Below are 24,385 nucleotides of genomic sequence, written 5' to 3' on the forward strand. Positions count from 1 at the left end.
CTCTTCTCGTCAGAAATCTTGACTACGGTGCCGTCTCAAATAGCCAGAAACCAACATGGCGCCTCAGCACCGATGGGCGGCGGCAAGGTTGCGGAGATCCCGCGCCGTAGCCTGCAGGGTGAGGAACGCCTGGTAGCGGAAATCCTGCAGCGCCCGCAGGTCAGGGTTGGGCAGGCAGCGCGCCGCCACGCGAGACATGGCCGGCATTGCCGTTTGCAGGTCCGGATAAAGGTAGCACGCCACCGCCCCCAGCATGGCCGCGCCCAGCAGCACGGGCTCAGGGGATTCCGTGATATCGACCGGAAGGCCCGTGGCATCGGCTAGCAATTGCCGGGTCAGCGGATGGGCGCCCGCGCCACCACTGATGCTGATCGTCTCCACTGGAGCGCCATGAACCGCCTGCGTTTCGATGATCTGGCGCAGGCCATAACCCAGGCCGCAAATGCCGGCGACGTAAAGGGCCACCAGCGAATCCGGACCCGATTCCATGCCTTGGCCCATGATCACGGCACGGGCATGCGGATCGGCAAAGGGCGCGCGGTTGCCCAAAAATTCCGGCACCACATGCAGGTCGTCGGCCAGCCGCACCGTGGCGCTGGCGTTGTCGGCGAGCTGCAAGGCGCGATCGGCAAGCCACTGCGGCAGGGACATGCCGGCCGCTTTTGCTACGGCCGTCGCTTCCGCATTACCGGGATGCAGTTGCACCAGCTGATCGATTGCGGCACCGGCTGCCGACTGCCCCCCTTCGTTCAGCCAGGCCCCGGGCACCATGGCCGAATAATAGGGCCCCCACACACCGGGTACAAAAGCCGGTTCTTTGGTAGTCGTCATGGTGCACGATGAGGTGCCGAACACATAGCCGAGGCAGCGCATGGCGTCGCCACCGGCCGCAACCGTGCCCAATCCACCCGCATGGGCGTCGATCAACCCGGCTGCCACGGCCGTGCCCGGCAACAAGCCCATCGCCTTTGCCGCGGCTTCGGTCAGCCCCTGTCCCAGCGGCGTGCCGGGGTCGACGACGCTTTGGCCGATACGCTGGAAGTTCTGGTCGGCCAGGTCCGCCAGGCCAATCTGGCGGAAATAACTCGCATCCCAACGGCGCTCATGGGCCAGATAGGTCCATTTGCAAGTGACGGTGCAGGCCGAGCGATCCAGCGCTCCGCTCGCCTTCCAGGTCAGGAAATCGGTGAGGTCAAAGAAACTGGCGGCCCGGGCATAGATGTCCGGGCGATTCTCGCTCAACCACAGCAGTTTCGGCGTTTCCATCTCGGGCGAAATGCGGCCGCCCACATATTGCAGCACGGCATGGCCCTGCGCATTGATGCGCTCGGCCTGCTCCAGCGCCCGATGATCCATCCAGACGATAATGTCGCGTTCGGGATGGGCGGGGTCGCCCACCGGCAGGCTTTCGCCCTGGGGGCCCAGCACGACCAGTGAGCAGGTGGCATCGAACCCAAGCCCGCGCACATCGGCCGGGTCGATCCCGGCTTCGGCTACACTTTGCCCAACCGTTTCGCAGACCGCCTGCCAGATTTGCGCGCTGGATTGCTCGGCGATGCCGCCGTCCTCGCGGTGCATGTCGATATTGCGGCGCGCCGTGGCCAGCATCCGACCCTCGGTGTCGAATACGCCGGCTCGCGCCGAGCCGGTGCCGACATCAACCCCAATAACATAGCTGGCCATGGCGGTTTCTCCCCTAAGCCCGTGTCAGACGCGGTCGAAGCTGGTGGGGAGCACGATCATGTCGCGGATCGTCACGGTGCGCTTACGCGTGAGCATGTAGACAATGGCGTCCGACACTTCCTCGGGATCCATGAGGCTGCCGGATTCCTTGGCCTTGCGCAAATTCTCCTCGGGCCAGTCGGCCAGTAGGGCTGAAACCACTGGCCCCGGTGAGACCTGGCCGACGCGGATACCATAGGGAATGAGCTGGCGGCGCATGCCCTGCACAAAGCTCGTAATGGCCCATTTGGAGCCCGAATAAACCGGCTCCCAATAGGTGGGGAAATGCCCGGCCACCGAGCAGGTAACGAGGATATCGCCGGTCTTGCGCTCCATCATATGAGGCAAAACGCCATGCACATTCTTCATCACCGCATTGACGTTGAGATTGAGCATCCGGTCGATGGCTTCGGGCGTGGTTTCAAGCAGATCACCGCCGACATAGGTGCCGGCATTGCAGTAAAGGATGTCGATATGAGGCACCTTGGCGAGGATCTCGGGCACCATGGCGTTGCAGCTCTCGGCGTCGAGCAGGTCGGTGACCTGAACCACCGCCTTGTCGCCCAGTTCGCCCGCAAGCGCCGTCAGCGCCGCCTCGTTGCGGTCCACCATCACCACCGTCGCGCCCTCCTTGAGCAGGGCCTTGGTGGTCGCCAAGCCGATGCCCGAAGCCGCCCCGGTGATCACCGCGATCTTGCCTTGCAGGGATTGCGCCATTCTTGTTCTCCTGGATAAAGGGGTTGAAGCTCGCCACAGCCTTTTGCTTAACCCAAACTGTTGCTGATGGGCGGGTTTGCCCATCAGCCTGATTCTTGCATGCCCGCGGGCAGTTTCGGCTCTCAAGCCCGCCCATGCGAGGCGCGCGAGCGCCGGGCCAGCGAATCGACGATCACGGCGATGGCCAGCACGGCGCCGGTGATCATGTAGCGCAGGGACGAATTGAGGTTCAGCAGGGTCAGCCCATTGGCGATGGCCTGGATGACGATGATGCCGAGCAGCGCCGAATAGGCACTGCCCCGCCCGCCAAAGAGGCTCGTGCCGCCGATCACCGCTGCGGCAATGGCGTTGAGGTTGACGTCGCCCGTGCCGGCCTGCTGGCTCGAGGACGCCAGCCGCGAGGCCGCCAGCACGCCGCCCAGCGCGGCAAAGGTCGAGCACAGGATAAAGGCACTGGCATAGATGCGTCGCACATTGATGCCGGCGCGGCGGGCCGCTTCCTTGTTGCCGCCCACCGCCTGCATGGAGCGGCCCCATTTGGTGCGGGTAAAGGCGTAATCCATGATGATGACCAGCGCCACAAAGAGGCCGAACATCCAGGGCACGCCGCGCCCGAGATTAAGGTAGTAAACGGCCCCTTCGATCACGAGGGTCAACACCGCGGCCTTGAACAAGAGCCCGCCCATTCCCCCGGCACTCAGATTAGCCGCGCGCCGGCGCTGGATCGTCCGCATACCCAAAACGATGGTGAAAATGCCGGGCAGCAAGCCCAGCGCATGGGACAGCCATTTGGGCATCATCAGGATCTGCCCGAACATCACCAGCGGCGACTGGTAGGGCAGATTGATCGAGCCGGCATTGCCCAAAATGTAAAGCTGCAGACCCAAAAGAGCGAGTAGCCCCGCAAGCGTGGCCACAAAGCTTGGCATCCCAAGCCGATTGTAGAGCAGCGCATAGATGCTGCCGACGACGACGCCGGCGAGGAGGGCAGCAAGGAGCGCGACCTCAAAAGGCCAGCCCTGCGTCACCCAAAGCGAGCCGAACAGGGCGGAAGCCAGCCCGCTCATCGAGCCAACCGACAGGTCGATCTCGCCCAGCATCAGCACGCAAACAATGCCGAGCGAAATGATGCCGACCGTGGCGCAATCGAACAGCAGGTTCACGAGGTTATTGGGCGCCAGATAAACTGGGTTGAGGGCGCTGAACACCAGCGAGATCACCACCAGCCCGACGGCAACGGGCAACATGCCAAGGTCGCCCGAACGCACCCGGTCGAAAAAGCCTCGGATCGCGCCCGAGACGCCCTCGTCACGCCGGACGCGTACATCGCTGCGGTCCAGTTCACGGGAAGCCTCAGGCCTTACCTGATCGAGCTGGCTCATCGCATTGCCTCCTGGTCGGATGTGTCCGCAGCAAGTTGTTTGCGGCTCATGCGCCGCGACACGGCGTTTTCAGTAGCGCCGGTGATGGCCGCCACCAGCTCGTGGTTGGAATCCTCGGGCGTGAACACGCCATTGTTGCGGCCCAGGCGCAGCACGACAATGCGGTCCGCGACTGCCCGCACATCCTCCATGTTGTGGCTGATCATCAGCACACCCAGCCCCCGCGCGCGAACCCGCTCGATCAGGTTCAACACTTCGGCGGTCTGCGCCACGCCAAGAGCGGCAGTGGGCTCGTCAAGCATGATGAGCTTGGGTTCCAGCAGCAGCGAGCGAGCGATGGCTACGGTCTGGCGCTGCCCGCCCGAGAGCGACGCCACCGGCTCGCGCACCGAAGGAATGCGGGCGGACAGCTCGTTAAGCAGCGTCCAGGCGCGCACTTCCATCGCCACCTCATCAAGGCGCCAGGGGTTCTGCTCGCGCCCAAGATAGATATTGGCGACAACATCGAGGTTTTCGCACAGCGCCAGATCCTGGAACACCGTGGCGATGCCAAGATTAAGCGCTGCGGCGGGGCTGTCGAGGCTCACCTCTTGCCCATTGAAACGGATAGTGCCTGCCGACGGCTGGTGCACGCCAGCCAGGATCTTGACAAGGGTCGACTTGCCAGCGCCGTTGTCGCCCACCAGCGCCACGACCTCGCCAGCATGCACCTCTAGCTCGATATCGGTCAGCGCTGATACCGCGCCGAAATTCTTGGAAATGCCACGCAGGCTGAGTACCGGCTCGCCAGTATGCTGCGCAGTTGATGACTGGTCGGACATGGCCTGCCCCTTCGCTCAGGAGAAACATCCGCCCGGCCATGACCTGGCCGAGCGGACGGGGTGGCGCTTACTCGAGAATGCCCAGTTCGCGGCAGCCTTCGGCATATTCACCCGTGCACACTTCCTCTGCGCTGGCGATGTCCTTGTCGAAGATCTCGGCCTTGATGTTTTCGCGCGTCACCACAACCGGCACGAACAGCTCCGAGGGCGTGTCGTAAAGCGTCGTCTTGGCTTCGGGGGTTTCCCCGTTCAGCAGCTTGTAGGCGACTTGCGCCGCAGCAGCCGCCACGATCTCGGACGGCTTGGAGATGGTGTTGTACTGATCCCCCGAAATGATCAGCTGCAGTGCCGCGATCACCGCGTCATTGCCCGTGACGGGCGGAACGGGGTCAACGCCTGTCGCCTTGAACGCAGCGATGGCGCCGCCGGCAGTGCCGTCATTGGCCGCAGCCACGCCCACGATCTGGTCGCCAAAGCGAGTGATCTGTCCGCTCGCCCATTGCTGGGCTTCGGCCGGCACCCAGTCGGGGGTATCGAACTCAGCCAGGGTCTCGTAGCCGGACGCATCGAGCGCCGAGTCAATGCCGTCCCGGATCAAGCCGGCTGCCGCGTCGGTGGGCGAACCATTGATCTGCAGCACCCCCGCGCCCTCGGGCACGCCCTCAGCCTTGAGGTGGTCCACCAGCGACTGCGCGATGGCCCGGCCAATACCTTCATTGTCGAAGGACACATAATAATCCGCCGGGGTATCGGGGATCGGGCGGTCATAGGCGATCACCTTGACGCCCTGGGCATGGGCCTGCTGGACCAGCGATGCGGCGGCCGAGGAGTCCACCGGGTCAAGCACGATCACCGTGGCGCCTTGGGTGATGGCGGAGTTGAACTGTTGCTGCTGCAGCGCCGCATCAGCCGTTGCGTTCTGGTAGATCAGATTGCAGTTGGCGCAGAGCTTTTGCATTTCGGCCTGGAAGCCCGGCCAATCATGCTCCTCGTAGCGCGTGGAGCCCTGGTCCGGCATCAAAAAGGCAATCGTGGCATTTTCGACCTGGGCGAAAGCTGGGGCCGCCATCAGCAAGCCGGCAAGCGTCGTTGCCAGCGCAGTTCCGATCAAAGTTCTAGACATGTAGTCCTCCCATTGTGGTTGATTTCACTCACTCCCCCCGCCCGACTTTGTGTCTGGGCCGGGATTCCCTTGATTCTTCCTGGCGGCGCTTAGCGCCGTCGGCCGAGCGTCAGCAGCTCTGCGCCTCCTGTTGCGTGTCCCACGCTCTTGCCCGTGGAGCCCGGTGCGGCGGTCGATTCACGCAGCACCAGTTCCACCGGCAGCTGCCGGTGCACCGGGCCACCGCTGGCGCCGTTGATGCGTTCGAGCAATTGCGACCAGGCCAGCCGCCCTATGAGGTCAACAGGCTGCCGGATCGCGGTGATGGACGGCCGGGCAACCGGCATCCAGGAATAATCATCAAAGCCCACCAGCGACACGTCGTGAGGTACCGCACGCCCAGTGCGGTTGAGCGCCGCGAGCACTTGCAGTGTCGTTGTATTCATCAAGGCAACGATCGCGCTGGCGATGGCAATCTGCGCCTCCGCCGTGTCTGGCAACGCTTCGGGCACGCCGCCAAGGCCGGTTTCCACCACCAAGGGTTCGGCGCCGAATTCAGCCAGCACTTGCGCGACGCCAGCGATGCGCTCGCGCAGATTTCGCACTCCCAGCGAGGGGGTGCAGACGGTGATTTGTCGATGACCGAGCTGCACCAGGTGGCGGGCCGCTGCCGCACCGGCGGCAACATTGTCGATCTCGACGAAGTCGCTGGGCTCGCCGTCGGGCGCCCGATCGGCAAAGACCAAGGGGATGCGGGCCGCCTCGATCTGCTTGCGGGACGCAAGTCCGGCCGAGCAGGGTATGATGATGAAGCCGGCGGGCTTCCATTGCATCAAAGCGTTGATGCGGGCTTCCTCGATTTCGGGCTGATGGGCGGAACTTGCCACGATCAGCTCGAAGCCATCCTTCTGGCAGCTGGCTTCCACTGCCGCCAGGATGGTGGGAAAGAATGGGTTGTCGAGGGCCGGCACGATCGCCGCTACGATCTTGGAGCGCCCGCTGCGGAGATAAGAGGCCGCCGGATTGACCCGGTAGTTGAGCGCCGCGACCGCCGCCATGACCTGCTCGCGCGAGCCGGCACGAACCGGCTTGTCGCCCGATAGCACGTTGGACACCGTCGCCACGGAAACGCCCGCGCGCTTGGCAACGTCCTTCATGGTCACGTTGATCTTGATCTTCCCACCCTCCCCGGTGAGCCGCCTCAAGCCGAAGCTAAAAACGATTTACGTAAATCGTTTCACGGCGCCGCGAGGCTGTCAAGCAGGTGCTTTGCTCGCCGCAGGAGGAGGGAGGGCTGCAGAAGCCTATGCAGGCGCTGCCGCCTTGTCTCCGGCGGAGTCCCGAGGAGAAAGGTGGCGTCCAGAAGCGACACCAAGAGCGCGGCAAGCAGCGTACCGGCCACCGTCAAGCCCGCCCGCTGGACGAACGCAAAGCCGGGCTCGGAGGTGGCCAGCGCGCTGCCGACCAGCGAAATCATCACCGAAGCAGCATCCTGATAAGCCATAGAGGGCAACCGGCCCCTCAGCATCTTGTGCCCTAACCAGAGGGTCGCGAGAAAGACCAGGCACAGCAGCACAGCCAGATGCCCGACCCAATTGAGGAGCGCAAGAATGGTGAGCGCCAGCACTCCCCCAAGGGTCACTGAAAAACTGCGCTGTCCCGCCTCTGCCCAGATCGAGCGACGCGTCGATTGCACCAGCACGAACATGCCGGCGACTGCCAGCATCATGTTGGAGAAGTCGAGGATCGTGTACAAGAACAGGCTATAGCCCAGCATGACCACCGTGCGATTGGCCGCACGGATCCCCCATCCTGAGGGAAATGCCGGTTCATACTTGTCCACATTGATCTCGGTGGTGCGGGGCGGCAGCAGCACATAAAGCAGTGGGATGACAACGGCCGAGCACAAGGCCGCCTTGCTTATCTCGCTGCGCAGATAAGCCATGGCCGGGTAGGAGCCGAGGCCCATGATCGACATCAGCGCCACGGCGACGATGATCAGCAAGCCAAAGGCGTTGCCGGTTCGCTGGATGAGGTAAAAGGCGAGAAAATAGATGCCGCCGATCACCAGCAACAGCAGCGCCGGGATGCCTGAAAACAGCAGCACCACACCCGACATCAGCCACAACACCCCGCTGAACAGGATGGGAGCGGCAAAGACCCGCCGGGCATCGAAAGCCTTCCGATTGCCCGCCAGGAGCGAGAACATCAGGGTGGGAAAAATCATCGCCAAGGGCGAGCGGAAGGCAATGCCAATGAGGAGCCCGATAACAGGCATGATGGCGACCCGCACGGCAAATAACGGGTCTTCATCGATCAGCGGCCGGGGAGCGATGAACATGGCTGCCCGTTAGTACAGATAGGAGAAATAAGCGCTGAGCGTCTGCAAGGCAGAGGCCGCAACAGCCACCGGATGCGAGCGGCCCTGCGCGTAAACCAGCGCACTGGCCTTTGAGCCCACCCGAACATTGTCCGGCCAGGTTTGGTCGGGCGCCAGTTCAACATGCACCGGGATCGTCCGGGCCGGCTCGAACCAGCGGGCCATGGCCTGATTCTGCGGCAAGCCGTTAGCAGCGGTGCGGCCGGGATCAATGCCCCAGGCAATGCCGCGCACCACGCCAGGATATTTGCGGCCCGGTGCGCCATCAAACAGGATATCAGCGTCATCGCCGACATCGATATTGGCAAGCTGATTTTCGCGCATATCGACCACCACCCAGGAATTATCGGCCTCGATAAAGGTGAGCGCGGGGGTGCCGGCATTCACATCCTGGCCCTGGGCGAGCTTGAGATTGGTGACCACCCCGTCAGCGGGGGCCAGCACCGAAGCAAAGGATCGGTTGAGCCGCGCTTGCTCGAGCTGCACCGCAGCCGTTTCCACCTGCGGATTGGCTTCCTTGCCACCGGCACGAAGCCGGGCGCTTTCAAGTTCCGCAATGGCGGCATCAAGTCCCGAACGCGCCGATGCCAGTTGTGCATTTGCCGCATCGAGCTGAACCTGTGATGCCAAACCACGCTGATGCAGGCTCGTGGTGCGCTCGGCAGCGGTCCGGGCCGTATCAAGGCTGGCGCGCGCCTGCTCAACTTTGGCTTCAGTCGCCACCAGCGAGATGACCGAAGCGTCAAGGGTTTGCGTGACTTGAGCGAGATTGGCCTCGGCTTGCCGGACCGCCAGGTCAAAGGGAGCCGGATCCAGTTCAAACAGCGGCGTACCCCGGACGACAAACTGATTGTCCTGCACCAGTACAGTTTGCACCTGTCCCGATACCCTGGGGGCCATCAACGCGGTTAGCGCCGTCACCGAACCCGAGGAACTCGCCGGAGCCACCAGGTCGGTCGCTACATGCCAGCCCAAAGTGCCGATAAGGACAACAAGGATCACCCCGGCCACCTTGCGTGCCGGGTTGGCTCGTTTGGCGGCCGGTTCCGCACGCGGCGCAGCTTCATCTGGCTTGCCTGCCGCAGCGTGTGGCTGCAGCGCCTGCGCGGGAGTTGCAACTTCGGTATCGATTTGAGCAGTTGTGCGAACCACGTTTTTTCGTCCTTGCTTCAAGGGGCCGACGCCTCTAGAAGTAATTTGTCTTCACCGTAGAGATACTTCATGGAAGAGAAAACGTCAAGCAGCAGTGCGCGCGACCTGAAGATGCGCCGGCTCGGATCGGCGCTGCAAAATCTGATGCGCAATGTGGAAAGCGCGCGTGAGGCCGCTGCCCGCGCCCAGAAGCTGCATCCAACCGATTTCTCCTGCATTGGCCTACTGGCCCGAGCAGGAGCACCGATCAGTCCCAAGCAGATCATCGACGAGCTGCATCTGAGTTCGGGCTCAGGGACGGCCTTGCTGGATCGCTTGGAACGGGCAGGCTTTGTGCGTCGCCTGCCCAATCCAGACGATCGCCGCAGTGTGTTGATCGAACTGGACAAACAGCAAGCCGCCGAGCCACTGGCGAGGTATCGGGAAATCGAACAGGCCTATGTTCGGGTGACGGAAAACCTGACCGACAAGGATATGGACACTGTGGCGGACTTCCTCGATGGCGTTGCCGCCCTTACCCGGCTGCATCCCCGGCAGTGATTTGACGCCTTCCCGGCTCAGGCGGAAAACCAGTTGGCATGGGCTTCCGCCAATTTGGGCAGAGAAGTCAGGATTTCGCTTAGGTGTCGCTGCATCCCCGCTTCGGCGCTATCTGGATCACGGCGGCGGATGGCGTCGGCAATTACCGCGTGCTGCTCGATCAAGGTCTTGATCGGCGTGGCGTCTGAGAGCGACAGGTAGCGCACCCGGTCCATCTGCGCCTTGAGGCTCTCCAGCAAACGCCAGGCATGTTCGCAATCGGCAGCCAGTGCAATCGCCTGGTGAAAGGCTTCATCGAGGCGCAAGAATTCCACATGCTCGCCCGCATAATTGGCCTGGCGCTGCCGCTCGATCAACCCATCGAGAATGGAATGGTGACGAGGGTCGGCCTCGGCGGCCGCCTTGCGCACCACGGCTACTTCAATGGCTTCCCGAATGAACCGGGCGTTTTCCACTTCCCGGCGTGAAATCATCACCACCGAAGTGCCCCGCTGGGGCCGAATCTCCACCAGCCCCACCTCCGCAAGTTTGATGAAGGCTTCGCGCACGGGCTGGCGAGACACACCGAGCTGGCGAGCCATCTCGGCTTCCGACAAGGGATCGCCTGGCCGCAACTGCAGCTGGATGATGGCCTGGCGCATGGCCTCAAAGACCTTGTTGCCTACGGTAGCGGGCCGCCCCAATTGGGCACCCTCATGGGTCAGGGGTGCAATCGTTACCATGTTGACTCCTTTGAACTACCATACTACCATTTTTGTGAAGCCGTTGCCTAGAGCACGGAACGTCGCGGCTACGCCGCTTGGGAGGAAATCATGAAATTCACACCGCTCGCCGCGGCGCTTGCTGCTGGCCTGGTCATCTCGTACTCGGTTCCCGCGATGTCGGCGGACTATACTCTCAGCGTCAACACGGCGCTGGCCACTTCAGACCCGCTGTATAAGGGGCTTGAAGCCTTCCGCGACAATGTCGCCACCGCCTCCAATGGCGCCATCGAAGTCAAGCTCTTCCCCAATTCGCAGTTGGGCGCCGATGAAGACGTGCTGGAGCAGGCCCGTGCCGGAGCGCCGGTCGCTGTGGTGGTTGATGGCGGTCGCCTCGCCGCATTCGTCAACGAATTTGGCGTGCTCGGCGCTCCTTATCTCGCTTCGGGCTATGAAGGCATCCGCAAGGTCGTCGTTTCCCCGCAGATGGAGGAATGGATCACCAAGCTGCACGACGCTTCGGGTCACCAGGTGCTCTCGTTCAACTGGTGGCAGGGTGAGCGGCACCTCTGGACCAAGATGCCAGTCAATGTGCCCGCTGACCTCAATGGCTCGCGCATGCGTACCCCAGGCGCGCCGGTCTGGGTGGAAACGGTTTCCGCCATGGGCGCGACCCCAACCCCGATGCCGTTCTCGGAAGTTTATTCAGGCCTTGAGCAGAACGTGATCGATTCCGTGGAAGCCCAGCTTCCCGCCGGCTTTGGCTCCAATCTGCAGGAAGTCACGTCCGTCCTCACCAAGACCGGGCATATCAACCTGATCACCGGACTTGTCACCTCCGGCCCTTGGTTCGACAGCCTGCCGGCCGAGCTGCAAACCGTGCTGCGCGACGAGGCCCTTAAGGCTGGCGACATCGCTTCCTATGGCACCCAGGATGCCCTGGCCCAGATCGAGGCCGACCTCGTCGCCGCCGGAATGACTGTCAACGAGATCGACGTCACCCCGTTCAAGGAAGCGACGGCCGGCGTTTATGACAAGCTCGGCTATGGCACGTTGCGGGACGAGTTGCAGGCGATCGCCAACCAGTAATTCACTCTGACGGGCCCTGCGGGCCCGTCACTTCCATTGCTCAGGTAAAATCCATGCTCAAGCGTTTGGCTCAACTCGAGCTGGCGATCTGCTTCGCCTTGCTCGCCGGCATCACCGGCCTGGTGTTCACCGCCGCCCTTATGCGGTTCTTTGGCCATCCGCTGATCTGGTCGGTGGACATGGCCCAGCTCCTCTTCATCTGGCTGTGTTTTTTCGGCTCCAACAAGGCCATGCGCGAAAAATCGCACCTGGGCATGGAAGTGCTGGTGTCGCGCCTGGGCTACAAACGCCGGTTCTGGCTGGAATTTGCTTGCACGCTGCTGATCATCGCCTTTTTGCTGGTGCTGGCGGTTGAGGGTTGGAAGCTGACCATGCTCAACCGTGAACGCACTTTTGGCGACAGCACCCTTTCTTATTCCTGGGTCACCGTTGCCGTGCCCGTGGGCTGCGTGCTGCTCGCCGCCACACTGATTTACAATACGGTTCGGGCGTTCAAGGGCCGCCAGCAGGAACTGCTGATCTATAACCGCACGCAGGCCGAAATGGACGCCAGCGCCCCCACACTGGAGCTCTGATCATGGCCCTGATTGGTATCGCCTTTGTTGTGCTGATGGTCCTGGGCATGCCCGTCGCCTTCGCGACCGGCATTTCCGGCTTCATCTTCTTCATGACCACGCAGGGCATGCCAATGTCCATCGGCGTGCAGAAGATCGCATCGATGAGCCAGAGCTTCCCTCTGCTCGCCGTGCCCTTCTTCGTACTGGCCGGCCACCTGATGAATGAAAGCGGCATCACCGGCCGCCTTCTCAAGGTCGCGCTGCTCTCGGTAGGCTGGATGTCTGGCGGTCTGGCGCAGGTGGCCATAGTGCTTTCCACCTTGATGGGTGGCGTTTCCGGCTCCGCCGTGGCCGACGCCGCCATGGAAGCGCGCATTCTTGGCCCCACCATGACTGCCAAGGGCTATGGCAAGGGCTTCTCGGCCGCCGCAATTGCCGTGGGCTCGCTTATCACCGCCACCATTCCGCCGTCCATCGGGCTGATCCTTTATGGCTTTGTCGGCAATGTCTCGATTGGCCGGCTGTTCCTGGCCGGCATCGTTCCTGGCATCCTGATGATGGTGGTCCTGATGCTCACCACCTATCTCATTGCCAAGAAGCGGAAATATGTAGTCGCCGACAGCAAGAAACCGACGGTCAAGGCGCTGGCCGCCGCCTGCTGGGATGCCAAATGGGCGCTGCTGTTTCCCGTGGCCTTGGTGCTGGCCATCCGGGGCGGCCTCTTTACGCCTTCCGAGGTCGGCTCCGCCGCCGTGGTTTATGCCCTCGTCATTGGGTTTTTCGCCCATCGTGAGCTAACTATGGAAAAGGTTTGGCGCTGCTTTGGTCAGGCGACCTCCGATGTTGGCCTGATCATGCTCATTATCCTGATGAGCGGCATGGTAGGCTATGCCACCATCTATCTGCAGGTGCCCCAGGAACTGGCCGGCTGGATGCTGGCCGGCATCACCGATCCCAACATGATCGTGCTCGTCATCCTGATCTTCCTCTTGGTGGCCGGCCTGGCGCTCGACAGCACGGTGATGGTGCTGCTGCTGACACCGATCTTTGTGCCCATCATCACGCAGGTCGGCATGGATCCCGTCCATTTCGGCATTCTGATGATGTCAATCGTCACCCTGGGCGGCATGACCTGGCCCAGCGGTTCGGCTATGTTTGCCGTGTGCTCGCTGATGAATGTGTCGATCGAAGAATATTCCATCGAATCGATCCCCTTCATCGCTGCCGTCGTCGCTCTGATCGCTGTGCTGCTCTTTGTGCCCGACCTCGTGCTCTGGCTGCCGCGCCTCGCCTTTGGCAGTTGACGACGCCGTTGGAGCCGCATGCAGCGGCTCCGACCCTATTCCCTCGGAGATCGACATGAAGCAGACTTGGCGCTGGTTCGGGCCCCATGACCTCACCAGCATTGACGACATCATCCAGAGCGGTGCCGAGGGCGTGGTCTCGGCCCTGCACCACATCCCCAATGGGGAGGTCTGGACGCCCGAGGAGATCGCGCTGCGCCAGCGCCAGATCGGCACTCGCAAGGATGGCTCGCCTTCGGGGCTTCGCTGGGACGTGGTCGAAAGTCTTCCGATCTCGGAAGACATCAAGCAGCAGACTGGCGATTGGCGCCTTCACATCGCCAACTACCAGACCAGCCTGCGCCACCTTGCCCAAGCCGGGCTGGAGGTGATTTGCTACAACTTCATGCCGGTGCTCGATTGGACGCGCACGGCGCTTCGCTGGCGGCTCGCCCATGGCGGCACCTGCATGCGCTTCGAGCTCAACGATTTCGCGGCCTTCGACATCCACATCCTGGAACGCAAAGGCGCTGGGGACGACTACCCCGAGACTGTGGTCGAGGAAGCGGGCCGGCGCTTTGCCGATATGAGCGATGCCGATAAAATCACCCTCGCCCGCAGCGTGACCATGGGCCTGCCCGGCTCCACCGAGTCCATGTCGCTTGCCGACATGCACACCCACCTCGCCCGCTATGGCGCGATCTCCCGCGACCAGTTGCGCGCCCATTTCATCGCTTTTCTGGAAAAAGTGGTCCCGGTTGCTGAAGATCTGGGTTTGCGGCTCTGCTGCCACCCCGACGATCCCCCGTTTCCGCTGCTCGGCCTGCCGCGCATCATGTCGACCGGAGAGCACTTCCGGCTGATCCTGGACGCGGTCAACAGCCCGGCCAATGGCATGACTTTGTGCTCGGGCTCGTTGGGTGCCCGGCCGGACAATGACCTGCCCTCCATCATGGCAGAGCTTGGCGACCGCGTGCACTTCCTGCATCTGCGCAATGTGACACGCGAAAACGATGCGATCATGGGCTCGTTCTACGAAGCCGAGCATCTGGGCGGCGATACCGACATGGTCGCGCTGATCGCGGCGGTACTTGCTGAGGAAGGGCGCCGCAAGGCGGCGGGCCGCATCGATTGGGAAATCCCGATGCGTCCCGACCACGGCCAGGACATTCTCGATGACCTCAACCGCAGTGCCCAACCCGGCTATCCGACCATCGGTCGCATGAAGGGCTTGGCCGAACTGCGCGGCATCACCAAGGCGCTGCAACACGGCGCCGTTCGCTATCAAGACGCTTAGGAGCGAAGCCCGCCTCCGGTACTAAGCTTTGTTCCGGTGCCCCAAGCGATCGGCTCCCAGTTCCTGCAGGGTTTTGAGCAGCCTCGGCTCAATGCTTTTAGCCTGTAGTGCGCTTTCGAGGCTAAAGGCTTGCTGCACCTCGAGAAACTGCACCGCAAAGCCGCCGCGGGTCACCCGCACGACCTGGGCGCCGATGGCGCCGATCGCGAGATAGTCGCCGACCCCCAGAGCCAGAAAGGTCAGCACAACCGCGCCCGAGGCCGAAACATTGGCAATGCGGCAGCGGGTTTGCCGGCCATCGGGCAGGAAGATCAGCGCCTGCGTATTAAGGGGCACAAAGCGGGGATGAGCGCGCAATTCCGCGCGGTCATCGCCAGCAGCCGAGCTTGGAAGCCGGTCCCCAAACAGCGGCGCAAAGCGCGCATGCGAGCGCGGCGTGGCGAGCGTACTGTGCACCGCAGCCCCACCTAGGTAATTGAATTGAGCGGAATAGGCCGCTTCCGCCTTGCCGATCGTATTGGCGCCATAAGCAAAGCTGGCCAGACCGGCAAGCCGCGCTTCCCGCCCGAACCGCTCGAGTTCGCTCGCCATTTGCAGGTTTTCGCCCTCGGCTTCCCCCAGCGAGATGGACAACCCCCAGGTCGCGCCGCGAACGCCATCGTTCAACCGGTCGTCCCAGGGCGTAACTTGCAACACGACACGTTCGGTGATCTCGCGCGCCGTTCTGACGACCTGGAGCAGCTCAAGCGCACTTGCCGCGGAAGGCACGCCGATAACGTCGAGCAACAGGAACTTGCGATAAGGTGGAGGCAGGGCCGCGCCCAGTTCGATGAACTCGGGCGAAGCACCCAGCAGAGTTTGAAACTGCACCGGAACCATGACGCTGGCTTGCTTAATGTCTCCAAGCGCCTGATGCAGGCCTTCAACGGACTTGGCGAACAACACGCAATCAAGATTGGCGAGCGCCTCCAACAGCTCATCTCGGCTTTCGAGCGCGGTAAGATGTTCGGCCGCCGCGGTCCCTACCCAGCTATCAAGCAGGCTCCGGTTGATGGTTTTACCAAAGGCGCGGCTAGGCCAGAGCGGCTGGAACAGGGCACTGGCATAACGGAGCGCGGTGATGCGGTGGCGTTTGGCCGACCGGTCGCTGACCTGATCGCGAATGTCAAGCAAGCTGGCATGGAGGGCCGCCAGCGGGTCGCTGGTTTCGGTAAAACGTTGCGAGTCAACGGCCGCGGCAAAGCTTTCGACCGACACCATGGGAGCGCCATGTTGCAGCTCCAGCTTGATCCTTTCCTCGATCCGCGCCGCGATACGCTGCACCTGGAAGTGCGCGAAGGCTTCGTCTTGGGTCTCAAAGCAAACCTGAAACGCGCCACTGGGCAACCGCTGGAACACATCCTGTGGGCCCAGAAATTGCTGCAGCACCTCCTCGGCTATGCCAGTGGCGCGATCCGCGAGCGTGTTCCATCCCTCCCCAACGCGCGCCCGGATCTCGTCGAGCCCGACAAGGAGCACGCACCCCGCCATCACGGCCGTTGAATTGCGCGCGCGTATATGGCTGACCAGGCCAGCAATGTCATTGACGCGAGGCGAGGACGCCGATGTTGCGGCGGCAAAGCCCACAGCCTTGCTCGATCCGGTGAATAGCTCTCGGACGCGCTTCAGCAGGTAATCAGTGCGCACGATATTGCCTTGTTGCTTGGCAGTCTCCAAACCGAAAGCGGTTCAGTTGGCGCCGTATTCTCCGCTTGAGCATGCCGCGGCTTTACAAAGCATTAACCTCAACGCATTTGCCGTGTCGGAGCACGCGCCGGTTGACGGCTGCTAACCTCCGAGGGAGGCGTAGCCCCGCAGCGGCACCCAGGTGAAAGCCCCGCAGATAAAGCCAAATGTGCTACTTGCCGGGGAACAGAACGGCAGCAGCAAAGCACCAAGCAGATGAGCATTATCTTGACCGTGACCGCCGAGCCCTCGGCCGCCGACCTGTCGGCGATCAGTGAAGGATTGGCAGCCTTCAACCAGGCAGATGCCGGGCCAGCGGAGCGGCGAGCCCTCGCCGTGACACTCAAAGACGGTACTAGCACGCTTGTGGGCGGGCTTTCCGGCTATACGGCATGGGGCTGGCTTTACGTGCAGTGGCTGTGGCTGGATGAAGGCCAGCGCGGCCACGGCTTGGCCGGTCGCATGCTCGAGGAAGCGGAAGCAGAAGCGCGTAGCCGCGGCTGCCACGGCGCTTATATCGACACATTCAGCCCCGTTGCGCTCAAGGTTTATCAGCGTGCGGGCTATGTGCCCTTTGGTGCCCTGCCCAACTTCCCGGCAGGGCGAACACGCACCTTTTTGCAAAAGCCGCTTTAGCCGGCAATGCGCCCGCCGGTGAGAGGATGGGGCGCCCCGGTGGTGGTCGGAAAACTGATCGGCAGCCCCCGCAGCACGCGAGCCGCAAGGAAGGCAAAGCATTCCGCCTCCACCGCATCGCCACGCCAGCCGACTGCTTCGGCGGGAATGGCTTCCACGCCGGCACGCTCATGCAACATCGCCATGATGGTCGGGTTATGCCGCCCGCCCCCGCACACCACCAGCTTGGTTGGGCGCTCGGGCAACAGGTCCAGTGCCTTGCCGACCGCTCCAGCGGTAAACGCCGTAAGGGTCGCCGCACCCCTTGCGGGATCGAGACCGTCGGCCATCGCAGCGGTGAAGTCGAAGCGGTCGAGCGATTTGGGAAAGGGCGCGGAGAGATAGGGATGCTGCAGCAATTGCGCGAGCCGCGCCTCGTCGACCTCGCCGCTGGCGGCAAGTGCACCGTCGCGATCCATCTCACCCAGGCCCAAGGCCTTCATGAAGTCGTTAAGCGGGGCGTTGGCGGGACCGGCGTCAAAGGCAATCAGCCCAGCCTCCCCGTCCCACCAAGTGACATTGGCCACCCCGCCCAAGTTCAGGACGGCGGTGTCGCCGCTCGCCCCAATGCCCCGCAGCAGCGCCTGGTGGTAGACGGCAGCGAGAGGCGCGCCTTGCCCACCGGCGCGCACATCGGCCGAACGAAAATCGAACGCAACTTTCACGCCAAGCAACTGGCTCATCAACGCGCCGTCGCCCAGTTGACGGGTTGCTCCCATTCGGTCCGGTTGGGGCGCCCGGTGCAACACCGATTGGCCATGGAAACCGACAATGCCGATATCAGCCATGCTGAGGCCCGTGCTTTCCACCAACTGTCGCACCGCTTCAGCTTGGGCGCGGGTGAGCGCGGCTTCGGCTTCGGCAAAAATGGCAGGCTCGGGCCCCTCGAAGTTCCACTGCCGAGCGGCGGCCAGAGTTGCTTCGAGCAATTGGCGAACCTCGCTCGTATATGGCGCCAGCGTATAGGCGCCGAACTGCTCGATCCGCTCGCCATCGGTCTTGAGCAGCGCAACATCGATATTGCCGTCCAGCACCGTGCCGGTCATCAGCCCAACAGTCCAGATCGGGTCCACGGTGCTATTCTCCATTGCCGCTGATAAGATCGCCTACGGCGCGCCGCAGGCTCATAATGCCACTGTCGAAATGCCGGGTCGGATGGACGCGATTGGTCAGGAGAGTCCAGGCCCGGCTATTGGCGAAATCGATCCATAGGCCGGTGCCGGTAAAGCCGGTATGGCCAATCGTCTCGGCCGAGCAAGCCTCCCCACCCGACCACCCCTCATAGGCGCGCTCCCAGCCATGGGTCCGGCGTCCCGAAATGGGGGTGCGCATCAACTCGATTGCCTTGACCGAAGCACCCGTGCCATTCAGGAGGCCTTCGGCAAAGTCGAGCACAGCGCCAACGGTGCCGAACAGCCCGGCGTGACCGGAGCCCTGCAGCGCATAACAGTTCTCGTCATGCACTTCGCCAACCATGACCCGGCCCCGCCAGGGATCCTGTTCCGTTGCGACAGCCTGGGCGGGATCCGCCGACCAGGCGAAACCCGGTCCGGGATCGATCTGGCGCATGGAGCAGCCCTGCAACCGCTCCAGCACAAAGCCCAAAAGGATGAAATTGAGATCGGAATAAACCGCGGGACCGGACGTCCATTCATGCTGCATCACAAAGGCACGCAACAGTTCGGGATCACTGCCATAGGTATAGATGGGAAATACCCCGGGTAGCGGCGTCTGGTGTCCCAAACACTGCCGGAAGGTGATCTTGCGTTCCCAATTGTCGGGATTGTACTGCCGCCAATCTGGCAGCACTGAGATGATGGGTGCATCGAGATCGATGGTGCCCGCATCCGCCAGCGCCAGAATGCGCGGGGTGGTAAAAATCACCTTGGTGAGTGACGCCAGATCGAACGACGAGGCTTCGCTGATGGGGCGCTGCTCTGGTACCAGCTGTGCCAAGCCGATGGCCCTTGTTGCCCGGGAGCCGTCCCGCTCAACCACTCCGAGCACGCCGCCGGGGATGCGTCCTTGTTCAATCGCGTGCCGCACGGGGGCAAAAGCGCGCTCCGCTACATCCTCTAGGCTCATGCGTCCTCCAGCCTTACCCGGTGATCAATACCAGCATCTCGCCAGTTCGGCGTAGCTGGCTCATAGCCCGGCGGCCGCACCAGCGATGGGATCTGGGTGGCATCCACCGTGAAGTGCTGACGCCGCCGCTCGATAGTAGGCACCGCCGCAATCAAGCGCTTGGTATAGCTGTGCTGCGGATCAGACAGCACCGAGGCTGCAGCTCCAATCTCGACGAACTGGCCCGCATACATCACGGCAATCCGGTGGGCGATCCGCTCCACCACGGCCATGTCATGCGAGATGAAAAGGTAAGCGAGCCCGAATTCCTGCTGCAGTTCCACGAGCAGATCCAGCACTTTTGCTTGCACCGACACGTCAAGTGCTGACACGGCTTCATCCAGCACCAGAACATTGGGGTTCAGCATTAACGCCCGCGCAATGCAGAGCCGCTGGCGCTGCCCGCCCGAGAACTGATGGGGAAAGCGCAGGAGAGCATCTTCGGGCAGCCCAACACGGTCCAGCAGCATGCTCATGCGCTCACGCACTTTTCCATCCAGCTTCTGACCAGCGGCAATGGCAGGCTCGGCCATCAGGTCACGCACATTGAGACGGGGATTAAGCGAACCGAACGGATCCTGGAACACCATCTGCATCGGACGCTCACCTGCGCCCCTGGCCGTCTCGATGTTGCCACGGGTCCTGGCGACGAGGTCCAGCATGGCCCTGGCGGTAGTGGATTTACCCGAGCCGCTTTCCCCCACAATGGCCAGCGTTTCGCCGGGCGCCAGATGGAACTCGACCCCATCCACCGCATGCACCGCGCCCCTAGCGCGCGCAAACAGCCCCCGCTTGACCGGGAAGCGAACCACCAGGTCCTCTACAGCCACCGCCCGTGGCTCAGAGCCTTTGCGCGGCGCATCGCTGCGCACCGCACTACCCCGGTTAAAATGGGGCACCGCTCCAAGCAGGTGCTTGGTATAGTCGTGCTGCGGCCGGTCCAGTACGCCGTCGAGCGACCCCTGCTCCACCGCAACCCCGTTCTGCATCACCATGATCTGGTCGGCAATTCCGGCCACGAGCCCGATGTCATGAGTGATGAAGATCATCGCCATGCCGGTTTCTTCGCGCAGTTCAGCCAGGAGCGCCATGATCTGCGCCTGCACGGTAACATCGAGCGCCGTGGTCGGCTCATCGGCAATCAGCAGACGCGGATTGCTGGCGATCACCATCGCAATCATCACGCGCTGGCGCATGCCGCCAGATAGCTGGTGTGGATAATAAGCGAGCCGCGCCTTGGCATCGGGAATGCGCACCCGCTCCAGCGCCTGCTCTGCCGCCAGAGTTGCCGCGCGGCCCTCAAGCCCGCGGTTGAGGCGGAAGGCTTCCTCGATCTGCTTGCCAATGGTTTGCACCGGATTGAGCGAAGTCATGGGCTCCTGGAAGATCATGCCGATTTCGCGCCCCCGAATCCGGCGCAGCACGCCCTCCTCGGCACCGGTAATATCGAGCAGGTCGCCGTCTGGCCGCTGCAGCTTTACGCTGCCGCCAGTGACGCGCCCGCCGCCAAAATCAACCAGCCGGTTGATCGACAAGGCCGTAACTGACTTGCCCGAGCCGCTTTCCCCCACAATGGCGAGGGTCTGCCCTTGGTCGAGCTCAAAGCTGACGCCCCGCACCACTTCATGCGCCTTGGGATCACGCCCGAACCCGACCCGCAGGTCACGAACTGAAAGCAGCGGGCTCATGCCGAACGCCCCTGCGTGCGGGGATCGAGAATATCGCGCAAGGCGTCACCAAACAGATTGAAGCCCAAAATACCCAGCATGATGGTCAACCCGGGAAAGATCAGCAGCCAGGGCGCCTGCTGCATTAGGTTGCGCGCCTCGCTCATCATCAAGCCGAGCGAAGGCGACGGGGGCTGAGTGCCGAGTCCGAGAAAGCTGAGCCCCGCCTCGGTGAGAAGGGCCCATGCCAGCGCCAGGGTCACCTGCACGGTGAGCGGCGCCACGAGATTGAGCAGCAGGTGGCGGGTGAGGATAAACCATTGCGAGGAGCCAAAGGTCTTTGCTGCCTCGATGAATTCCCGCCGCTTCAGCGACAAGGTCGGGCCGCGCACGACGCGCGCAAAGATCGGTGTATAAACAATGCCGATGGCGGCAATGCTGGTCATGGTGCCGGGGCCGACAATGGCGATGATCAGCAGCGCCAGGAGGATCGCCGGGAAGGCGAGCAGCACATCCATCATCCGCATCAGCACGCCGTCAGCGGCGCCGCCCCACCAAGCGGCGAAAAGGCCGATCACCGTTCCTGCAAGGGTCGCCAGCCCCACCGAAGCAAAGGCCACAACAAAGGACTGACCGATCGCCACCATTAAGCGGCTGGCAGTATCGCGTCCGAGGAGGTCAGTGCCCATTAGATAGGTGCCGTTCGGCGCCTTCATCCGGTCAATACGAAACTGTTGCAGTGCATCATGGGGGGTGATCCCCACGGCCCCAAGGATTGCGAGGAGGATATAAAGCGTGACGATGGCAGCGCCGATCCGGCCGCTCGGATGAGCGGCAATAGCTTTGAGCAAACCCATCAGCGACTCCCCAGCCGAATGCGGGGATCAAGCGCCGCATAGGCGAGATCAACCAGAAGATTGACGATGAGGAAGTTGAAGGCCACGAACAGCACCGCGCCCTGCACCAGGGCGTAGTCGCGCTGGCTGATCGCATCGAGCGTCAGCCGCCCTAGGCCGGGCAGGGCAAAGATCTGTTCGACAATGACGGCGCCGCCCAGGAGATAACCGAACTCCACCCCGCTCAGCGTCACTACCGGGATCAGCGCATTGGGCAAGGCATGGCGCCAGATAACGCTGCGAGACGAAGCGCCCTTGGAGCGGGCGGTGCGCACATAATCTTCATGCAGCACATCGAGCATCGCCGAGCGCGAAATGCGGGTGACCGAAGCGGCAAAGGCAAAGCCCAGCGTCAGCGCCGGGAAGATCAGCTGACTGAGATTGGCCAGGGGATCGACGTGGAGCGGCGTGAACGTGCCCATCGCCGGCACGACTCCAAAATAAACCGACAGCACGAAGATGATCACGAGGCCCACCACAAAGCCGGGCGTTGATTGGCCCAGCATGGCCAGCACCCGCACGACGAGGTCAGTGGGACGCTGCGCCCGCGTCGCCGCGAGCACCCCCGCCGGCACCCCGATGCTGAGCGCGATGAGCATGGACAAAACGGCCAGTTCCAGCGTCAGCGGGAAGCGCTCGAGGATCACGGACAGCACCGGCCGGCCATAGGTGACCGACACACCCATATCGCCCCCGAACAGCCCAGTGAGCCAGCGCCAATATTGCAGGTGGATGGGTTGGTCGATGCCGAAATAGGCAGCCAGGGACGCACGTTGCGCCGGGGTCAGCAGTCCCGCTTCCGTGCCGAGCATCGCGGTGATCGCATCGCCCGGGATGAGCCGGATCGACACGAACACCAGCAGCGAAACGCCCAGCAGGATCAGCGGAAAGGTCAGCAGCCGCTGCGCGACGTAGTTCATGAAATCAACCGTTGGGAAAGGAGGCGGGCCCCTGGCCCGCCTTCAGGCATCAGGGGGTGACGGAAACCTTGGTCAGGCCGAACAGCGTACCGGTCGGCGAAGGCTCAAAGCCCGACACGGTCTTGAGCTGGGCCGTATAGGTGTTGGAGGTCGACAGCCAAATCCACGGGGCCATCTCCACCAGATGCGCCTCGAACCGGCCAAAGATTTCCTTGCGCTTGGCGGGGTCCGTTTCGATCCGGCCCTGCTGCATCAAGCTGTCGAGCTCGTCATCGACATAGTTGGAAACGGCGAGCAGATTGCCATCCTTAGTGAAGTAGCGATTATACATCGGATACGGATCGGGGCGGCCGCCGTTCTGGGCGACTGCCATGTCGAAATCACCGGCCAACCAAGTATCGACAAAGACATTGAGCTCCATGATCTTGATCTCGAGATCAACCCCGATCTCTGCCAACTGGCTCTGCAGCACCTGCGCCTCCGCCGAAGCGACTGGAGGTTCCCCGCTGGCGGCAATGACGGTGGCCTTGAACCCGTCTGCCATCCCGGCTTCTTCCATCAGCGCCTTAGCCTTTTCCAGATCCTGCTCATAGCAGAACAGCGTGCTGGGATCGCTCGCATAGGCAGGCATGGTGAGGGGACCAGTCACCTGGCCCTCTCCCACCAGGGCCGTATCGAGCACTTCCTGGCGGTTCACCGCGCAAGAGATGGCCTGACGCACCAAGAGGTTGTCCATCGGCGCCCGCGAGGGATTAAGCTGGAGCACGTTGTAGGCTAGGCCCGGAATGGCATTGAGCTGCAGGTTCGGCTCATTAGGAACGAGCGTGGCGATCAGCGGATCGTTGAGCAGGGCAAAGTCGGTTTGCCCCGCACGCAGGGAGGCCAGGATCGCGGTCTCATCGGGCAGAACCGAAATGGTGATGCCATCGATGGCAAGCTCGCCGCCCGCCCATTCGGGATTGGCCCTCAGCACTTCGCGCGAATTCGGATCCCACTGGTCGAGCTTGAACGGACCCGAGCCAAGCGCTGTGGTGCCGATGCTGCCCGCCGTAATAGCGCTGGTCGGTACCACAGCGGCATTGATCGTGGCCATAGCCACGAGGATCGGCGCATCGGGCTGGGACAGGGTGAACACCACCGTCCCATCATCCGGCGTGTCGATCGCGGCGATGGACAGGAAGTTCGAGCGGGCGGCAGCGCCGGTCGCTTCATCCAGCAGCCGCTCAAAAGAAGCCTTCACATCCGCTGCCGTCACCGGGGTGCCATCACTGAACTTGGCGTCAGGGTCGAGCTTGAAGGTCAGCGTTGTGCCGTCCTCAGAAAAGCTCCAGCTTTCGGCAATCGCCGGCACCACATTGAGTTTGCCGTCGAGCCGCACGAGAGGCTCATAGATCAACTCCAGCAGCCGCAGGGACGAGAATGCGGTCTGGGTGTGCGGATCAAGCCCCGTGGCGTCCTGCGCCCAGGCCATGCGCAAGCTCGCCGCCTCAACGGGCAGCGCCAGGGCTGCGGAAAACATCGTCGCTATGGCGACGCTGGACAAAAACGGCTTGCCGAACTTCAGATGCATTGTGATCTCCGGTGCGAAACTCTTGCGCGCTCTTTGATGCCTCATGGGCCATCACGGTGCCGAGG

The 24,385-nt window shown here is 62.7% G+C and carries 22 protein-coding genes; 6 read left to right on the plus strand and 16 right to left on the minus strand.

From position 1 onward, the window contains the following. Positions 1–63 precede the first annotated feature (63 nt). From HRU92_RS13885 to HRU92_RS13920, 8 genes are all read right to left on the minus strand, one after another. Positions 64–1,683 (minus strand): FGGY-family carbohydrate kinase, encoded by a 1,620-nt coding sequence (locus tag HRU92_RS13885; RefSeq protein ID WP_172121635.1) that lies wholly within the window; start codon positions 1,681–1,683, stop codon positions 64–66. 24 nt (positions 1,684–1,707) lie between these two features. Beyond that, complete coding sequence (locus HRU92_RS13890) at positions 1,708–2,439, minus strand: SDR family oxidoreductase (protein ID WP_172121636.1); 732 nt, start codon at positions 2,437–2,439, stop codon at positions 1,708–1,710. 122 nt (positions 2,440–2,561) lie between these two features. Then, positions 2,562–3,821 (minus strand): sugar ABC transporter permease, encoded by a 1,260-nt coding sequence (locus HRU92_RS13895; RefSeq protein ID WP_173088356.1) that lies wholly within the window; start codon positions 3,819–3,821, stop codon positions 2,562–2,564. Next, positions 3,818–4,642 (minus strand): ATP-binding cassette domain-containing protein, encoded by an 825-nt coding sequence (locus tag HRU92_RS13900; RefSeq protein ID WP_127754898.1) that lies wholly within the window; start codon positions 4,640–4,642, stop codon positions 3,818–3,820. Before HRU92_RS13900 ends, HRU92_RS13895 begins: the two co-directional genes overlap by 4 nt. Positions 4,643–4,709: 67 nt before the next feature. Then, positions 4,710–5,711 carry a sugar ABC transporter substrate-binding protein gene (locus tag HRU92_RS13905; RefSeq protein ID WP_248307181.1) on the minus strand — a complete coding sequence of 334 codons (1,002 nt, stop codon included), beginning with the start codon at positions 5,709–5,711 and terminating at the stop codon, positions 4,710–4,712. A gap of 143 nt (positions 5,712–5,854) precedes the next feature. Then, complete coding sequence (locus tag HRU92_RS13910) at positions 5,855–6,901, minus strand: LacI family DNA-binding transcriptional regulator (RefSeq protein WP_172121639.1); 1,047 nt, start codon at positions 6,899–6,901, stop codon at positions 5,855–5,857. An 80-nt stretch (positions 6,902–6,981) separates the two neighbouring features. Further along, the gene (locus HRU92_RS13915; RefSeq protein ID WP_173088358.1) at positions 6,982–8,085 is read right to left on the minus strand and encodes a hypothetical protein; all 1,104 of its coding nucleotides are present in this window, start codon (positions 8,083–8,085) and stop codon (positions 6,982–6,984) included. 9 nt (positions 8,086–8,094) lie between these two features. Then, positions 8,095–9,276, minus strand: a complete 1,182-nt coding sequence (locus HRU92_RS13920; protein WP_210259518.1) for an HlyD family secretion protein — start codon at positions 9,274–9,276, stop codon at positions 8,095–8,097. 69 nt (positions 9,277–9,345) lie between these two features. Here HRU92_RS13920 and HRU92_RS13925 point away from each other — a divergent pair, with 69 nt between their 5' ends. Next, positions 9,346–9,816 (plus strand): MarR family transcriptional regulator, encoded by a 471-nt coding sequence (locus tag HRU92_RS13925; protein WP_172121641.1) that lies wholly within the window; start codon positions 9,346–9,348, stop codon positions 9,814–9,816. Between the two features lie 17 nt (positions 9,817–9,833). Here the strand turns inward: HRU92_RS13925 and HRU92_RS13930 are convergent, their stop codons facing one another. Then, on the minus strand, positions 9,834–10,538 hold the full coding sequence (locus HRU92_RS13930; protein ID WP_172121642.1) for a GntR family transcriptional regulator: 705 nt from the start codon (positions 10,536–10,538) through the stop codon (positions 9,834–9,836). A 90-nt stretch (positions 10,539–10,628) separates the two neighbouring features. Between HRU92_RS13930 and HRU92_RS13935 the strand changes: the two genes are divergently transcribed. Genes HRU92_RS13935 through uxuA form a run of 4 tightly spaced genes read left to right on the plus strand, consistent with a single transcriptional unit; the run spans position 10,629 to position 14,743 of the window. Beyond that, positions 10,629–11,606 (plus strand): C4-dicarboxylate TRAP transporter substrate-binding protein, encoded by a 978-nt coding sequence (locus HRU92_RS13935; protein ID WP_172121643.1) that lies wholly within the window; start codon positions 10,629–10,631, stop codon positions 11,604–11,606. Positions 11,607–11,659: 53 nt separating this feature from the next. Further along, on the plus strand, positions 11,660–12,181 hold the full coding sequence (locus HRU92_RS13940; RefSeq protein ID WP_172121644.1) for a TRAP transporter small permease: 522 nt from the start codon (positions 11,660–11,662) through the stop codon (positions 12,179–12,181). A gap of 2 nt (positions 12,182–12,183) precedes the next feature. Continuing rightward, a complete protein-coding gene (locus tag HRU92_RS13945) occupies positions 12,184–13,467 on the plus strand; it encodes a TRAP transporter large permease (protein ID WP_172121645.1) in 1,284 nt (427 codons plus the stop codon). A 55-nt stretch (positions 13,468–13,522) separates the two neighbouring features. After that, on the plus strand, positions 13,523–14,743 hold the full coding sequence (uxuA, locus tag HRU92_RS13950) for a mannonate dehydratase (protein ID WP_173088360.1): 1,221 nt from the start codon (positions 13,523–13,525) through the stop codon (positions 14,741–14,743). 21 nt (positions 14,744–14,764) lie between these two features. On the opposite strand, the gene HRU92_RS13955 is transcribed toward uxuA, so the two are convergent. Next, positions 14,765–16,429 (minus strand): hypothetical protein, encoded by a 1,665-nt coding sequence (locus tag HRU92_RS13955; RefSeq protein WP_173088362.1) that lies wholly within the window; start codon positions 16,427–16,429, stop codon positions 14,765–14,767. A gap of 255 nt (positions 16,430–16,684) precedes the next feature. On the opposite strand from HRU92_RS13955, the gene HRU92_RS13960 reads away from it, so the two are divergent. Next, a complete protein-coding gene (locus HRU92_RS13960; RefSeq protein ID WP_172121648.1) occupies positions 16,685–17,104 on the plus strand; it encodes a GNAT family N-acetyltransferase in 420 nt (139 codons plus the stop codon). On the opposite strand, the gene HRU92_RS13965 is transcribed toward HRU92_RS13960, so the two are convergent. From HRU92_RS13965 to HRU92_RS13990, 6 genes are read right to left on the minus strand one after another with little or no spacing between them, the layout of a single operon-like run. Then, complete coding sequence (locus HRU92_RS13965) at positions 17,101–18,216, minus strand: anhydro-N-acetylmuramic acid kinase (protein ID WP_172121649.1); 1,116 nt, start codon at positions 18,214–18,216, stop codon at positions 17,101–17,103. The two genes, HRU92_RS13960 and HRU92_RS13965, sit on opposite strands and share 4 nt — an antisense overlap. 4 nt (positions 18,217–18,220) lie before the next feature. After that, positions 18,221–19,228, minus strand: coding sequence for a serine hydrolase domain-containing protein (locus HRU92_RS13970; RefSeq protein WP_172121650.1), 1,008 nt, complete (start codon positions 19,226–19,228; stop codon positions 18,221–18,223). Further along, entirely contained in the window at positions 19,225–20,955 is a 1,731-nt protein-coding gene (locus HRU92_RS13975; protein WP_172121651.1) for an ABC transporter ATP-binding protein, read from the minus strand. Before HRU92_RS13975 ends, HRU92_RS13970 begins: the two co-directional genes overlap by 4 nt. Then, complete coding sequence (locus HRU92_RS13980) at positions 20,952–21,791, minus strand: ABC transporter permease (protein WP_172121652.1); 840 nt, start codon at positions 21,789–21,791, stop codon at positions 20,952–20,954. Before HRU92_RS13980 ends, HRU92_RS13975 begins: the two co-directional genes overlap by 4 nt. Then, on the minus strand, positions 21,791–22,750 hold the full coding sequence (locus HRU92_RS13985; protein WP_172121653.1) for an ABC transporter permease: 960 nt from the start codon (positions 22,748–22,750) through the stop codon (positions 21,791–21,793). The genes HRU92_RS13980 and HRU92_RS13985 overlap by 1 nt, the downstream gene beginning before the upstream one ends. 49 nt (positions 22,751–22,799) lie before the next feature. After that, on the minus strand, positions 22,800–24,269 hold the full coding sequence (locus HRU92_RS13990) for an ABC transporter substrate-binding protein (RefSeq protein WP_248307183.1): 1,470 nt from the start codon (positions 24,267–24,269) through the stop codon (positions 22,800–22,802). Positions 24,270–24,385 lie beyond the last annotated feature (116 nt).

Origin of the sequence: Devosia sp. 1635 (genome assembly GCF_013185955.1) — a bacterium.
GTDB lineage: Bacteria > Pseudomonadota > Alphaproteobacteria > Rhizobiales > Devosiaceae > Devosia.